The 15,029-nt window shown below is 63.2% G+C and carries 11 protein-coding genes; 5 read left to right on the top strand and 6 right to left on the bottom strand.

What is annotated here, in order from left to right; translation table 11 throughout:
- Window positions 1-163: 163 nt before the first annotated feature.
- Window positions 164-2,668, bottom strand: a complete 2,505-nt coding sequence (locus Q0L30_RS09855) for a penicillin-binding protein 1A (protein WP_296654429.1) — start codon at window positions 2,666-2,668, stop codon at window positions 164-166.
- A gap of 684 nt (window positions 2,669-3,352) precedes the next feature.
- On the opposite strand from Q0L30_RS09855, the gene Q0L30_RS09850 reads away from it, so the two are divergent.
- The 3 genes from Q0L30_RS09850 (at window position 3,353) to Q0L30_RS09840 (ending at window position 6,422) form a co-directional block, all read left to right on the top strand.
- On the top strand, window positions 3,353-4,048 hold the full coding sequence (locus Q0L30_RS09850; RefSeq protein WP_296654427.1) for a hypothetical protein: 696 nt from the start codon (window positions 3,353-3,355) through the stop codon (window positions 4,046-4,048).
- A gap of 399 nt (window positions 4,049-4,447) precedes the next feature.
- Window positions 4,448-5,128 carry a PspA/IM30 family protein gene (locus tag Q0L30_RS09845; protein ID WP_296654425.1) on the top strand — a complete coding sequence of 227 codons (681 nt, stop codon included), beginning with the start codon at window positions 4,448-4,450 and terminating at the stop codon, window positions 5,126-5,128.
- A 97-nt stretch (window positions 5,129-5,225) separates the two neighbouring features.
- Window positions 5,226-6,422: a M48 family metallopeptidase gene (locus Q0L30_RS09840; protein ID WP_296654423.1), complete on the top strand. Its 1,197-nt coding sequence runs from the start codon at window positions 5,226-5,228 to the stop codon at window positions 6,420-6,422.
- 211 nt (window positions 6,423-6,633) lie between these two features.
- Here the strand turns inward: Q0L30_RS09840 and Q0L30_RS09835 are convergent, their stop codons facing one another.
- Window positions 6,634-7,401, bottom strand: a complete 768-nt coding sequence (locus Q0L30_RS09835) for a class I SAM-dependent methyltransferase (RefSeq protein WP_296654421.1) — start codon at window positions 7,399-7,401, stop codon at window positions 6,634-6,636.
- Window positions 7,402-7,571: 170 nt separating this feature from the next.
- The gene (locus tag Q0L30_RS09830) at window positions 7,572-7,700 is read right to left on the bottom strand and encodes a hypothetical protein (protein ID WP_296654764.1); all 129 of its coding nucleotides are present in this window, start codon (window positions 7,698-7,700) and stop codon (window positions 7,572-7,574) included.
- 168 nt (window positions 7,701-7,868) lie between these two features.
- Between Q0L30_RS09830 and Q0L30_RS09825 the strand changes: the two genes are divergently transcribed.
- Window positions 7,869-9,293 carry a methyl-accepting chemotaxis protein gene (locus tag Q0L30_RS09825; RefSeq protein ID WP_296654420.1) on the top strand — a complete coding sequence of 475 codons (1,425 nt, stop codon included), beginning with the start codon at window positions 7,869-7,871 and terminating at the stop codon, window positions 9,291-9,293.
- A gap of 503 nt (window positions 9,294-9,796) precedes the next feature.
- Entirely contained in the window at window positions 9,797-12,031 is a 2,235-nt protein-coding gene (locus Q0L30_RS09820) for a phosphocholine-specific phospholipase C (RefSeq protein WP_296654748.1), read from the top strand.
- Window positions 12,032-12,072: 41 nt separating this feature from the next.
- On the opposite strand, the gene Q0L30_RS09815 is transcribed toward Q0L30_RS09820, so the two are convergent.
- Genes Q0L30_RS09815 through Q0L30_RS09805 form a run of 3 tightly spaced genes read right to left on the bottom strand, consistent with a single transcriptional unit; the run spans window position 12,073 to window position 14,977 of the window.
- A complete protein-coding gene (locus Q0L30_RS09815; RefSeq protein ID WP_293041501.1) occupies window positions 12,073-12,891 on the bottom strand; it encodes an ABC transporter permease subunit in 819 nt (272 codons plus the stop codon).
- A complete protein-coding gene (locus tag Q0L30_RS09810; RefSeq protein WP_296654417.1) occupies window positions 12,888-13,820 on the bottom strand; it encodes an ABC transporter permease subunit in 933 nt (310 codons plus the stop codon). Before Q0L30_RS09810 ends, Q0L30_RS09815 begins: the two co-directional genes overlap by 4 nt.
- Window positions 13,817-14,977 carry a polyamine ABC transporter ATP-binding protein gene (locus tag Q0L30_RS09805; RefSeq protein ID WP_296654416.1) on the bottom strand — a complete coding sequence of 387 codons (1,161 nt, stop codon included), beginning with the start codon at window positions 14,975-14,977 and terminating at the stop codon, window positions 13,817-13,819. The genes Q0L30_RS09810 and Q0L30_RS09805 overlap by 4 nt, the downstream gene beginning before the upstream one ends.
- Window positions 14,978-15,029: the final 52 nt, after the last annotated feature.

The raw sequence follows: 15,029 nt of genomic DNA, 5'->3' as shown, positions 1-15,029 counted from the left end.
GATGTGACCGAGGATGCGGAATAGCGGCAAGAACTACAACTCATCCCCCTGATTCCCTTCGTTTCCATCGACGTATCAGCGCGCAAGCCGAAAAAAGCCAAAAAAATACGGCGCGTTGTCACCAACGCGCCGTATCGACCACCTTTATTAAAACCCCCGCTTATCAGGGCTTGTTCGACTCGAACAGGTCCATGATCTGTTGCTTCTCGTTCGACGTCACGTTCGGCGGCGTCATGCCGGCCGGCGCCATCCCGCCAACGGCCTCGCCCGCCCCACCCGCCAGATTCGAGGAATCGACGCCGATGCTCGCCACGAAGCCGCTACCCGGCGTCATGTCCGTGAAGTACAGCTCGCCAGCAATCGACGTCACGCCTTCGGGCGGCGGCGGATCCTGTTGCGGCACGCCGCGCAGCGCGTGCTGCATGTATTCCACCCAGATCGGCAGCGCGAGCTGCGCACCGAATTCGCGGCTGCCGAGGCTCTTCGGCTGGTCGTAGCCCATCCACGCCACCGCAACCAGCGAGCGCTGATAACCCGCAAACCAGCCGTCCTTGGCATCGTTGGTCGTACCGGTCTTGCCGTGCAGATCGCTACGATGCAGAACGTTCGTACCCGCACCCGTGCCCGAGGTCGCCACCGTATGCAGCAGGCTGCCCATCACGTACGCGTTGCGCGGCGAGATCGTCTGCGGCGCATTCTGCCCCGCGACGAGCGGCTGCGCGCGCAGGATCGGGCGGCCGTGCGAGTCGTCGACTTCGGCGATCAGATACGGGTTGATGCGATAGCCGCCGTTCGCGAACACCGAGTACGCGCCCGCCGACTGCAGCGGCGTGACGAGCCCCGCGCCCAGCGCCATCGGCAGATACGGCGGCGTCTTGTCGGCATCGAAGCCGAAGCGCTGCGTCACGAAGTCCTGCGCGTATTTCGTGCCGATATACGAAAGGATGCGGATCGACACGAGGTTCTTCGACTTCGCGAGCGCGAGACGCATCGACATCGGACCTTCCGGCTGGTCGTCGTCCTTCGGCTCCCACGCGTCGCCGCCAGGCGTGCTAGGCGGGAAGAACAGCGGCGCGTCGTTGATGATCGTCGCCGGTCCCAGGCCCTTTTCGAGCGACGCCGAATAAATGAACGGCTTGAAGCTCGAACCCGGCTGGCGCCATGCCTGCGTGACGTGGTTGAACTTGTTCTTGTTGAAATCGAAGCCGCCGATCAGCGCACGAATCGCACCGTCCTGCGGCGTGAGCGAGACGAGCGCGCCTTCCACCTGCGGCAACTGTGTGATCTGCCAGTTGCCCTTGTCGTCGGGCATCACGCGCACAATCGAGCCCACGCGGATATGCTGCGCCTGCGAAGCGCGCGGCGACAACGCCGCCGCCACGAAGCGCAGGCCTTCGCCGCTCATGGTGACGGTCGTGCCGTCGAGCAGTTGCGCCTTGACTTGCTTCGGATTCGCTTCGATCACGACAGCCGCGACGAGCGCGCCGTTATCCGGGTGATCGGTGAGCGCGTCTTCGATGGCCTGCTCGCGGTCGTCGCCGCTCGCGGGCAGTTGCACGAAGCCTTCCGGCCCACGATAGCCGTGGCGGCGTTCGTAATCCATCACGCCCTTGCGCACGGCGTCGTAGGCGGCTTCCTGATCGGCGGAATCGATCGTGGTCGTCACGGTGAGGCCGCGCGTGTAAGTCTCATCCTTGTACTGTGCGTACATCATCTGCCGCACCATTTCGGCGACGTATTCGGCGTGCACGCTGTACTCGTTGCCCGCGCTCTTCGTCACGAGCGGCTCCTTGATCGCCGCGTCGTACTGATCCCGGGTGATATAGCCGAGATCGAGCATGCGTTTGAGGATGTACTCCTGGCGGATCTTCGCGCGGTGCGGATTGACGATCGGGTTATACGCGGACGGCGCCTTCGGCAGCCCCGCGAGCATCGCGGCCTGCGCGAGCGTGATGTCCTTGAGATCCTTGCCGAAGTACACGCGCGCCGCTGCCGAAAAACCATAGGCGCGCTGCCCCAGATAGATCTGGTTCATGTACAGCTCGAGGATCTGATCCTTCGTGAGCGCCCGCTCGATCTTGTACGCGAGCAGCATCTCGTAGACCTTGCGCGTATAGGTCTTCTCGCTCGAGAGGAAGAAGTTGCGCGCGACCTGCATCGTGATCGTGCTCGCGCCCTGCGCCGCGCCGCCGTGCGTAAGGTCGGCAAGACCCGCGCGCAGAATGCCGACGAAGTCGACGCCGCCATGCTCGTAGAAGCGGTAGTCCTCGATTGCGAGCACCGCTTTTTTCTGCACGTCGGGGATGTCCTGGAAGCGCACGATCTGCCGGCGTTCCTCGCCGAACTCGCCGATCAGCACGTGATCGGCCGTATAGACGCGCAGCGGAACCTTCGGACGATAGTCGGTGAGCGCGTCGAGCGACGGCAGATGCGGCCCCATCACGACAAGGGCATAACCGGCGATCAGCGCGCCGACCGCAAGCAGGGTCACGATCAAGCCGACGAACCAGAGCGCAATCGACCCGCCGATCGAGCGGCGGCGCGCGGCGCCGCCACTCGCACCGTCTGGCGGCGTGTGGCGGTCCGGCTGCTGGTGTCCGTTGCGGAAGTTGGGTTCCCGATCGTCGTTCGGATACTGCGAAGAAGGCGGTTGTTTAATGATAGGCATGACTGGAATGATTGGCGCGTCCGATGCGCGCCCCCGTTTGTGCCCGGTTGGGCCTGCTTTGGGCCTGCTTGGGCCCGCTCGCGCCTGTATGCGCCCGTTTGTGCCCGCTTGCGCCCATATGTGCGCGTCTCTCTCGCGCACAAGGATCGTGGTCATGGCGTCATGGCGCCAATGCGGCGACCGGCAGCGCCGGCCTGCGGCCGTCGCCGCAACGCGGCTGGCTACGCCCCCGTCCCGCCGCCCGGCACGCTCTCAACGCGCGCCATCACGCAATGTAACAGCGCATTCTAAATAAATCACGCGGCGCGAGACGGGGATTTTGTAAAAAAAAATGTTGGCAGGCCGCGTGCGGCAAGCGGCACATACAAGCACCTGCATCTTCAAGCCCGCATTTTCGCGGCAAAAGGCGGCTCTTTGCGCCATCCGACACGTTCTTCGCAAAAGGTTTTCAGACAAACCGCCGTTGAGCGCCGGAATGCGCGCCGCACGCCGGGGTCGCCCGCATATTGTTGCTCCGCGTGCAACCGCAGCGCGCACACCCGGGCATTGCGCATCGTGCGTCAAGCCGTATGATGCGAAGCTGCGACACGCTCCACCCGGCCCGCATGCAGTCTTCGCAAGACAGCCGCATGCGCGCCCCGGGCGGGATCCCGGGGTCACCCGAAGCCGACCTGGCAGCCGACCATGAACAAGCCTAGCGAACGCATCGTCGTCTTCGTCACGCCCGCGCAAAAGCGCGCGATCTCGGCTTCGGCCGACACGCTCGGCATCAGCATCAGCGAGCTGATGCGCCGCGCCGTGCTCGCGTTCGGCGCGACGAGCGATCAGGTGAAAGCCGCGAGCATCGTCGACCGGCTGAACGCGCCGCGCGAACCCGATACGCTTGCCCAGGTGCTGCACAAAGCCGCGAAGCCCTTGCGTCCACGGCGCGGGAGCGCGCTGCGGCCCGCGCCTTCAGCAGTTCCCGCCCAGGACGGCGAGCCCGGGCTAGCGCAACTCGCGCCAAACGACGAAGCCACTGCGCCCGCGCAAACGGATCATGACCTCGCCGGACCGGCAGCCCGCTGCGACGGTGAGGCGGAGGCCGCACAACCGCAAGTAGCCGCTGAAACGCAAGCTGCGGCGCTGCCCTCATCTCCCGCCGCCGGACACGACATCGGCAACGCCACGCGCGAAATCGCCCAGGCCGTCGCCCGTCTGAGCGCTGAAGCAGCCGTTGCCGACGCGGCGTTTGCCGATCCCGCACAGGCCGGTCACGATGAACCGCTCCAGTCGCTGAGCGCGCCGCCAGTTGCGCGCGCAAAGCGAGCGAGCCACGCCGCCGACACGCATCGCGACGAACATGGCAACGGTGCGCCCGAAGATGGCAAGTTTGCGTAGCGATGCGTCCTCACGCGGCAAGCCGGGCTGCGGAAATTCAGGTCCGCTTTAAGTCCCCTTTTAAGCCGCCTTTAAGAGACCCCGTGGTGTAATATCCGCGAGCGATGGCGGCCGGGCCATGCCTGGCAGCATGCCGGTTCGTCGCGCCGGTTCGTCAACACGCTCTTGCAATAGGCGAAAGGCGCCCCGATTTACCGGCTGCATGCGCGGTCTGTGCAAAGCGGCGTAATCTGGCAAAAGCGCTGGCAAAAGCGCTGGCAAAAGCGCTGGCAACAACGCTGTCACCAGCACTGTTGCCGGCACTGGTGACAGCGGGCACGATGCCGATGCTGCTCGACGCTGTCCGCGCTTGCGTGCATTTCGGCCCATCGCAGCCCGTTTCAATTCACGGAGGAATTCATGTCGCTTTTCGACTCCATCTCTCGCACGCTCAAGGGCCTGCTCAACGACGCCGCAGATTCGGTGCAGGACCCGTCGCGCGACGCACGCCAGATCGTGCGCGAACTCGACGACAGCATCGCGAAAGCGGAGAACTCGCTCGTCGAGATCCAGGCGCAGGTCGCAACGCAGCAAAGCAAGCGCGACGTGGCCGCCGACAAGGCGAAGAAGTACGAAGAAGGCGCGCGGCGCGCGCTGCAATCGGGCGATGAAGCGCTCGCACGCGAAGCGCTCGGAGCGCAGTCCACGGCCGAAGCCGAACGCGATGCGCTTGCCACGGAACTCGCGAAGCTCGAACCGTCCGTCGATCAACTGAAGCAGCAGATCGACGACATGCGCCAGCGGCGCAACGACCTCAACGCACGTTCGAACATCCTGCAGGCGAAGCAGCAGATCGCGCAGGCGAAGGACGTCGCGGCTACCGCGCTCGGCGGCATCGGCGGCAAGAATCTCTCGGCCGATTTCCAGAAGCTCGAAGACAAGGTCGCGCTGTCGAACGCGCGCTCGGATGCGCGGCTCACCTCCGCCGACACATCGAGCGGCAAGGCGCTCGACGACAAGCTCGCCGCGCTGAACAAGGGGCCATCGGTGGATGAGCGTCTCGAAGCCCTCAAGAAGCAACTGAACACACCGGCGCAATAACGCGCAGGGGTGTCCGGAGGCGGCGCGGCGCTCACCGCGGGCCGCCTCCTCGTCCCGATCGTCATGGAGACGGGCGTCACGCCGCCCGGCTTGCAACATGAAAAAGTTTCTCGTCGCCGCCATTGCTTCGCTCGCATTCGCGAGCAGTGCCGCGTTCGCGGTGCCCAGCGCGCAGCAGATCGAATCCGCCATGTCGCGAGGCGACTGGCAACGCGCGGATTCAGGCCTCGTTGAGGTTCTGCAGGCACATCCGAACAACGCGCACGCCCACTATCTCTACGCGCAGGTGCTCAACCGCGAAGGCCGCTACGCCGACGCGCTGACTCAGGTCGAGCAGGCCAGATCGCTCGATCCGCAATTGCGCTTCACGACACCGCAACGCTTCGCCCAGGTTGAAGCGAAAATCCGCGCCGATGCGACGCGCGCCGGTGCCGTCACCACGAGCCGCACGGCTAATCCGTTCGCCCAGCAGCAGACTCAGCAACGGGTTCAGCAACAGAATCAGCAAGAAGCGCAGCAGGCTGCGCCTGCAGCCGCGCCGCAACGCCATGGCCTCGGCATGGGTGCGTGGATCGGCTTTGCGGTCCTGCTCGCCGGCATTGCGCTGGTACTGCGCTGGACGCTGCGCCGCGCGAAGTCGAATGAAGACGCCAAGACTGGCGGCGACCGTCTCGATCAGCTCAAGCGCGCCACCGAACTGCTCAATGCGGTGCGCTCGCTCAAGCTCGACGTGCGGCTGTCGACAGCACCGGGCCACGACGTGCTCGAAAAGGAAGTCGAGGGGCTGGAAGCGCAATTGCGCGGCCTCGTCGAAACGCTCTCGAACAGCGCGAATCCGCTGCCGCCGTATCAGATCGAGGACCTCGAACACCAGTTCGAAAGCCTCAAGGCGCGTGCCGATGGCCGCCCCGATCCGAACGCGCAGCCCGCTGCGGCCTCGCCTGGCGGCAGCAATTCCGCCTATGCGCGCGAAGCCGACACCGCGTTCGGGCATCAACCGCAGGCGCCCTATCCGCCGCAACAACCGCCGCAGGTCATCGTGCAGCAAGGCGGCGGAATGGGTGGAATGGGCGGATTGCTGACCGGCGTGCTGCTCGGCGAGGCACTTGGTCGCGGGCGTGACCGCGTGGTCGAGCGCGATGTCTACGTCGACGAAGACGGCCGCCGCATACCGCGCGGCGGCGATGGCGGCGGCCTCGACCTCGGCCAGGGTTCGAACGACTGGGACGATGGTTCAGGCGGCGGCGTCGATATGGGCAGCAATGACAGCTCCGACGACTGGGGCAATTCGTAGAAGTCTCATGCATGCTCGGCGCTGCATGGCGCAAACAAGCAATCTCACGACGGGCTCTCTTGCAGAGCCCGTTTTTTATCGAGGCGCGACAACGATTGCGCACCCGGTCAGATGGGACTGCGCTTCGCTTTTCAACCTGGCGCGATAACACCTCCCCCGATTAAGGCTACGAGTATTAATTCGCGCTGCGATTCATCGACGAATTCATGCGCTAGCGCAGCGGCCTTCCCGCATAAACGCGCGTCTCGTAGACGAAATTCACGCGGCCATCCTGTTGCGTCTGTTCGAAGAGCGTGCGCAACGCAGCCAGCATCGGCTCGTGGCGCGGGTCGCCCGGTTTCGGTGCGTAAGACGAAGACATCAGCCGCCCCTGCAGTCCATCGAAATCGAGCAACTGCGCATTGGGGAAAACCGTCTTGCGCTCGAAGCCGTCGCCGAACCATTCGGCCATCGCCGCGTCGTCTGGATAACGCTCCGCAACACGCGCATAGTCCGCGCAAAAACGCTGCAATAGCGCCTCATAGCCCGCAAGAAAGGGCGAGCCTTCCAGCAGACGACTGTTCCAAAACAGGACAATCTGTCCGCGCGGTTTGAGGATACGTGCGAACTCGCGTCGCGCCCCTTTCTCGTCGAACCAGTGGAAAGCCTGCGCGGCCGTCACGAGATCGACGCTCGCGGTATCGAGCGTCGTGGCTTCCGCCGTGCCCGCCACGCTGCGGTAGTTCGGGTAGTCGCCGAGCAGTTGATCGGCGGCGGCGCGCATCGCGGCGTTCGGCTCGACGGCCACCACCGGATGCCCCGCATCGAGAAAAAGCTTCGCGGAAATGCCCGTGCCCGCGCCGATATCGGCCACGCGCGCAAGCGGTGCGATACCGCAATCGGCATGTACGAAGGTCACCAGCTCGCGCGGATAGGTCGGCCTGAACTTCACGTAATCGGCTACCCGGTCGGTAAAGCGACGGGTGGAATCATCGGTCATCGTGTCCCCTCTCAGCATGTCGCGCACGCTTGCGCGCGCGTAGTCAATCGAATCCGGCCGCACCCGGTTGTGCGCCAACGCCGTGCGGCATCGCCGGGCTCGCACGGCCTTAAGCCCTTAAGCCCTTGACGCCCTTAACGCCCTTAACGCCCTTAACGCCCTTAAAGCTCTTAAGCGCCGCCTAAAAGCCGCAGCAACCCCCACAGAAAGCGGCAGATCATCACGATCAGCTCCCAGAGCTGGATCAGTTGCTGCCAGAGCACCCCGAAGGTATCCGCATCGAGCATTGCCACGATCATCGTGTTCCCGGTACGGGCGCTGCGCGGCCCGTGTTTCCGATCATATCCCTGCGGCACTTCGAGCGCTCAAGTCTTCCCGCTGCACGCCGTTAAACTGCATGGAGAGAGCCCGATATGCGCACGAACGACGGGCCCACGCTTACCGACCCTTACGGGCAAGGAGACCTGATGTCACGTTTGCGTTTTCGCCTGTTCGGCGCTCGCCGCACAGGAAAGTCGTCTGCCATCGTCGGCGATATCGCCGCCCAGGCGGGCCGCCTTGGAATTGAGATTTGCGACGTATCCGGCCACGTCGACGAAGTCGCCGCGCGGGTGCAAAACCAGGCGGGCGTCTGTCACGCGCTACGCGACTCGGCTGCGCATACCCTCGCGGGCAATCACCAGATTGCCGCCGCGGCCCGGGCCATGCGCGAAGTCAGCAGCAGCACGGCCGCGACCGTGCAGTCCTCGCAACAGACCATCGAAGCATCGCTTGCCGATATCCATGGGCTCGTCGAAGGCGTGACCGTCATCGAAAGCCAGATCAGTGCGCTGCGCAGCGCGCTCGCGCATGTCTCGAAGGTTTCCGAGGAAATTTCGCTGATCGCGCGGCAAACCCAGCTGCTCGCGCTCAACGCCGCCATCGAGGCCGCACGCGCCGGCGAATCGGGCAAGAGCTTCGCCGTCGTGGCGTCCGAGGTGAAGAATCTCTCGGCGAAAACGGCGCTGGCCACCGGCCAGATCGAGAAGACGCTCGCCGAACTCACGCAGCAGACCGAACAGCTCATCGCCGAAGGTGCGACGAACACCGAGCGCGCGCATCGCGTCCGCGAAGGCACGCACTCCATCGGCTCGGCGATGCAAAGCACCGGCGTCGCGATCACGCAACTCGACGAGCACGCCGGCCAGATCGCCCAGCTCACCGGCGAAATCGAGGAAAAGTGCGACGGACTCGAAGCGCAGGTCGCCGAAATGGCGAACGGCGTTGAGGATTCGAGCCGCAATTTTGTGCAGGCCAAGGATCAACTCGGGCGCCTGCTGGACGTATCGGAGACGCTGATCGCATTGAGTGCGGCGACGGGCGTCGAAACCGAGGACACGCCTTTCGTCGAGGTCGTGCAACGCGGGGCGGCGCAGGTCGGCAAGCTGTTCGAGAAGGCGGTTGCGCGTGGCGAAATCAGCGAGGCGGATCTCTTCGACACCGACTACGTGCCGGTGCCCCACACGAATCCGCAGCAGCACATCGCGCGCTTCACCGGATTCGCCGACCGTGTGCTGCCCGAGATCATCGAGCCGCTCCTCGAGTTCGATTCGCGCGTGGCGTTCTGCGTCACGATCGACCCGCACGGTTATATCCCGACGCACAATCGCAAGTTCTCGCTGCCGCAGCGCGACGATCCCGTGTGGAATGCCGCGCATTGCCGCAATCACCGCATCTTCAGCGACCGCGCCGGCGTTGCTGCAGGCTCGCATACGAAGCCGTTCCTGTTGCAGACCTACCGGCGCGACATGGGCGGCGGCAACTTTGTGATGATGAAGGATGCGTCCGCACCGATCTTCGTAAATGGGCGGCATTGGGGCGGTTTCCGCATGGGCTACCGGCTCGCACAGTAACAGCAACAGAACGCAGCAGAAGCCAAAACGGCGCGCGGCTGAATCGGCCGCGCGCCGTTTTCGTTACGTCAGGGGATCCAGGCCGGAGCCCCCGAAAATTTCGTCGTGCGACATTGCGAACGTCGACCGGCTTGTTGGTCGACGTGGCGAGCGATTAATTCAGTCGGTCAATGCCCGCCCGAACCGGCGCGCTCGCTTTACATCGTCGGTACGCAAGTAAATCGACGTGGTCGAAATCGATACATGACGCAGGTGCCGGGAATCGATGTCCGGGATAGAGCGACCTTACCTTGTTTATTCCGCCATCCTAAGCGCCACACCCGCCAATCTGACAACGCTTGAGCCACCCATCCCTTCCGGTGCAGCGTCCATATCCGCGCCAACCTTTCATTGTCCCGACACTTTTCTTGCGTACGCTAACGCAAAATCAACCAGCCGCCGACGACCAAATCCAACCTGTGTTGCGCACCGTGAGCGCGTCACACTTCGATCCGAAATTCGACATGAACAGCAGACGTGATTTTCTGAAGCTCGCGGGTACCGGTGCTGCCGCAACGGCCACCTTTGCCGGCATTCCTGCCTCGATTCGCCGTGCACTCGCAATCCCGGCGAACAACTCGACGGGCACTATCCGCGACGTTGAGCACGTCGTGATTCTGATGCAGGAGAACCGCGCATTCGACCATTATTTCGGCACGCTCAAAGGCGTGCGTGGCTTTGGCGATCGCTTCACGATTCCGTTGCCGGACAGGCGTCGCGTATGGCAGCAGGCACGCGCAAACGGCACGCTGTTGACGCCGTACCACCTCGACGGTTCTGCCAATAATGCACAACGAACCACGGGCACTCCGCACACGTGGGCAGACAGTCAGGATGCGTGGGATGGCGGCCGGATGGCAAGCTGGCCGGAATCGAAAACAGACACGTCGATGGGGTATTTCAAGGAGCAGGAAATCCCGTTCCAGTTTGCACTCGCAAACGCGTTCACCCTCTGCGACGCGTACCACTGCGGGATGCACACGGGAACGGATGCGAATCGCTCGTATCACCTCACGGGGACCAACGGCGCGACTGCAGTCAACGCCGCGTTTGTGAACAACGAATGGAATGCGCTCGACGGCCTCCCGGCGACTGCGGACACCGGGTACACGTGGACGACCTACGCGGAACGCCTGGAGGCGGCCGGTGTCAGCTGGATCTGCTACCAGAACATGCCCGATGAATGGGGCGACAATCTGCTGGGGGCATTCGTACCGTTTCGGCATGCGAATCTGAAATCGGGCTTTCCGGTTTCGAGCGGCGGCGCACCGGGCAAACCTTACTCGAACACTGGCCAGCCGCTGCCATACCATGCTTACGACGCAGCGAGGGACAATGCGAAGACGCCCCTTTACAAGGGGATCGCCAATACGCTGCCAGGCACATCACCGGACGAATATCTGAATGCCTTTCGCCGCGACGTGCTCGAGGGACGATTACCGCAAGTCTCGTGGATCAATGCCCCATCGATTTATTGCGAGCATCCGGGGCCGTCGAGTCCCGTGCAGGGCGCGTGGTTCATCCAGGAGGTGCTGGACGCACTCACTGCGAATCCCGATGTCTGGAGCAAAACGGTGCTACTGATCAACTACGACGAGAACGACGGCTATTTCGATCACGTACCGTCGCCATCCGCGCCATCGCGCAATCCGGACGGTACGCTGGCGGGAAAATCGACATTGCCTGACGAAGCCATGGCGTTCGAATATTTCACACAGCCGGCTCCTGCAGGCAGCAAGTTGCAGCCCAAACCGGACGGACGGGTGTTTGGTCCAGGGCCGCGCGTACCGCTATTCGTCGTGTCGCCATGGAGCCGTGGCGGCTGGGTCAATTCGCAGGTTTTTGATCACACGTCCGTGCTGCGCTTCCTCGAAATGCGCTTTGGTGTGAACGAACCAAACATTAGCCCTTATCGTCGCGCGGTATGCGGTGATCTGACGAGCGCGTTCAACTTTCGGACACCCAATACCGAGCGATTACCCGAGCTGACAGGACGCGGCACGCGCGCGGCCGCCGACCAGTTGCGCGACGCGCAGGCTGCACTCCCCGACGTGCCCTTGCCTGTCGATACGCGCTTGCCCATCCAGGCAACCGGACATCGACCATCGCGCGCGCTGCCGTACGAACTGCACACCAGCGCACACGTCGCCGCTTCGGGAATGGTTGAACTGCACTTCGCGAATTCCGGCAAACAGGCCGCCGTGTTCCACGTGTACGACCGCTACAACCTGGGAAGGCTCCCGCGACGCTACGTTGTCGAGGCCGGGAAAACTTTGGATGACACATGGAACGGAGGACGGGACAACCAGGGACGCTATGACCTATGGGTGCTCGGCCCCAACGGCTTTCACCGGCAATTCACCGGCGATGCCGGCCATCTGTCCGGCGCGACACCGAATCCCGAGATCCGGGTCTGCTATGACATCGCAAACGGCGACATCCATGTTGACCTGATCAACCGGGGAACTGCGCCGTGCACGTTCACTGTCGAACCGCTTGCCTATCGCCGCGACGGACCGTGGACCATGACTGTCAATGCGCAGGCGCAATCGTCGCTGCACTGGCCGCTAACCGACAGCGGTCGATGGTACGACTTCGCGGTACGTAGCGACAGCGACCCATTGTTCCGTCGTCGTTTCGCTGGACGCGTGGAAACGAGTGCGGATTCGATTAGCGATCCCGCAATGGGGATGTCGTGACGGTGCGGTGATGCTGCAAAAGTGATGTTGAGCGCCCTGCTTCAGACGGCCAACGCCATGCGCTTGCGCTCCGCGCGCTGCATGAAGTAGTTGCCCACCACGACGCCGATCGTCACGACGAGAATAAAGAGCGTCGCGAGCGCATTCATCTCCGGATTCAGGCCCAGACGCACGCGCGAGAATACGACGAGCGGCAGCGTCGTCGAACCCGGGCCGGAAAGGAACGCGGACAGCACGAGGTCGTCGATCGAGAGCGTGAATGACAGCAGCCAGCCCGCGGCCAGCGCCTGCGAGATGAGCGGCAGCGTGATCGTGAAGAACACCTTGAACGGCGTCGCGCCGAGGTCGAGCGCGGCCTCTTCGAGCGACGGGTTCAGTTCGCGCACGCGCGACTGCACGATGATCGCGACGTACGAGATACAGAGCATCACGTGGCCGATCCAGATCGTGAAGACGCCGCGCCCCGCAGGCCAGCCGATCAGCTTGCCCATTTCCACGAACAACAGCAGCAGCGAAATGCCCTGAATGACTTCGGGGATCACGAGCGGCGCATTGATCATGCCGGTGTAGAGCGTGAAGCCGCGAAAACGCCCCATGCGAGCGAGCACAAAGCCCGCCCACGTGCCGATCACGACCGAGGCGAATGCGGTCATCAGGCCGATGCGCAGCGATAGCCATGCGGCGGCGATGAGTTCGTCGTCGGTGACGAGCGCCTGATACCAGCGTATCGAGAAGCGCGTCCACACCGTCACGAGTTTCGACTCGTTGAACGAGAAAACGATCAGGCTGATGATCGGGATGTAGAGAAACGCGAAGCCGAGGCCGAGTGCGATGTACCGCAGAACCGGATTGGTTTTCATCGGCCGCGACCCTCCAGTTCCTTCGCCTGAAAATGCTGGAACAGCGCCATCGGCACGAGCAGCAGCAGCACCATCGCGCAGGTCACGGCGGAGGCCATCGGCCAGTCGGCGTTATCGAAGAACTCGTTCCACATGACGCGGCCGATCATCAGCGTATTCGCGCCGCCAAGCAACTCAGGAATCACGTACTCGCCCACAGCCGGAATGAACACGAGCAGACACCCCGCGATAATGCCGTTCTTCGACAGCGGCAGCGTGATCTCGATGAACGCGCGCCACGGCCTGGCGCCGAGGTCGTAGGCGGCTTCGAGCAGCGTCAGATCCATTTTCACGAGATGGGCGTAAAGCGGCATCACGAGAAACGGCAGGTACGAATAGACCATGCCGATATAAACGGCCGTGTTCGTGTGATAAAGCTCGATCGGCGTATGAATCAGCCCGGTCGACATCAGGAAGTTGTTCAACAGCCCGTTGTTCTTGAGGATGCCGATCCACGCGTAGACCCGGATCAGGAACGAAGTCCAGAACGGCAGCATTACCGCCATCATCAGGATGTTGCGCGAGGCAGGATTCGAGCGGGCGATGTAGTACGCCATCGGGTAGCCGATCAGGAGACACAGCAGTGTCGAGATCGCGGCCACCATCACCGAATTGACGTACGTCGCGAAGTACAGGCTGTCCTGGAACAGGAACGCATAGTGCGACAGGTCGAGCGCGAGATGCACGACGCCGTCGGCAAACGAGACGAGTTCGGTATACGGGGGAATGCCGAGTTGCTGGTCCGCAAAGCTGATCTTCACGACCAGGATGAACGGCACAAGGAAAAACAGCAACAGCCAGATGAACGGTCCTGCCACGACCGCCGTGCTGCCGGTCAGTTTGAAGCGCCTGATGGGCCAGCTTACGATTTTCTTCAGTACCACGCTCATGACGTCAGCACCACCCCTGCCGACGCGCTCCAGCGCACATAAACTTCGTCGCCCCAGCCGGGCGATTCGATCTCGGAGATGGCGAGGCTCGATACGTTCGCGACCACGGTTTTGCCCGAATCGAGCTTGACGTGATAGAGCGAGTAGCCGCCCATGTACGCGACGTTCATGACTTCGCCGCGCCCCCAGTTGTAGGTGCCTTCAGGCGGCTTGCGCGTGAGCGCGATGCGCTCGGGGCGCACCGAAATCGTCACCGGCATGCCGAGCGGGCCGGTAATGCCGTGGCTCACGTACAGACGCACGGACAGGTCCGGCGAATCGACGTAGACGTGATCGGGTTCATCCTCGACGACCGTGCCACTGAAGAGATTGGTCGAGCCGATGAACTCCGCCGAAAAGCGGCTGTTCGGGAATTCATAGACCTCGTTCGGCGTGCCGAGCTGGACGATTTCGCCTTCGCTCATGACGGCGAGGCGCCCCGCCATCGTCATCGCCTCTTCCTGATCGTGCGTGACCATGATGCAGGTCACGCCGACCGTGTCGAGAATGTTCACGAGCTCGATCTGCGTGCGCTGGCGAATCTGCTTGTCTAGCGCGGACATCGGCTCATCGAGCAGCAGCAGCTTCGGGCGCTTCACGAGCGAGCGAGCGAGCGCGACGCGCTGTTGCTGGCCGCCCGAAAGCTGATGCGGCTTGCGCTTCGCGTAGCGCGACATCTGCACGAGTTCGAGCGCCGCCGCGACGCGCTCGGTCAATTCGCCCTTTTTCACGCCTTCCTGGCGCAGCCCGAACCCGACATTCGACTCGACCGTCATATGCGGAAAGAGCGCGTACGACTGGAACATCATGTTGACCGGCCGACGATACGGCGGCAGCGTCGCGAGATCTTCCCCGTCGATCAGGATCTTGCCGGAGGTCACGGTTTCGAGACCCGCGAGCATGCGCAGCAGCGTGGACTTGCCGCAGCCCGAGCTGCCGAGCAGCGCAAACAGTTCGCCCTTTTTGACCGAAAGGCTGACGTTATTCACGGCGGCTGTCTCGCCGAACTTCTTGACGACGTCGATGACCTGCACGAAGTTATCCGCAGAAGTCCCTGCGGCGGATGAGCCCGAAGGCAGCGCGCCGGCCGCAGCCCGTGCGCTCGATTGGTCACTCATGATTCTCTCTGCCCTGTCTTGTCGCTGGACGGGTGTTGACGAACAAAGCCCC

Origin of the sequence: Paraburkholderia sp., from assembly GCF_024281035.1 — a bacterium.
Lineage (GTDB): Bacteria > Pseudomonadota > Gammaproteobacteria > Burkholderiales > Burkholderiaceae > Paraburkholderia.
The sequence above is the reverse complement of the archived record's forward strand: the minus strand, read 5'-3'. Positions and strand labels throughout refer to the sequence as shown.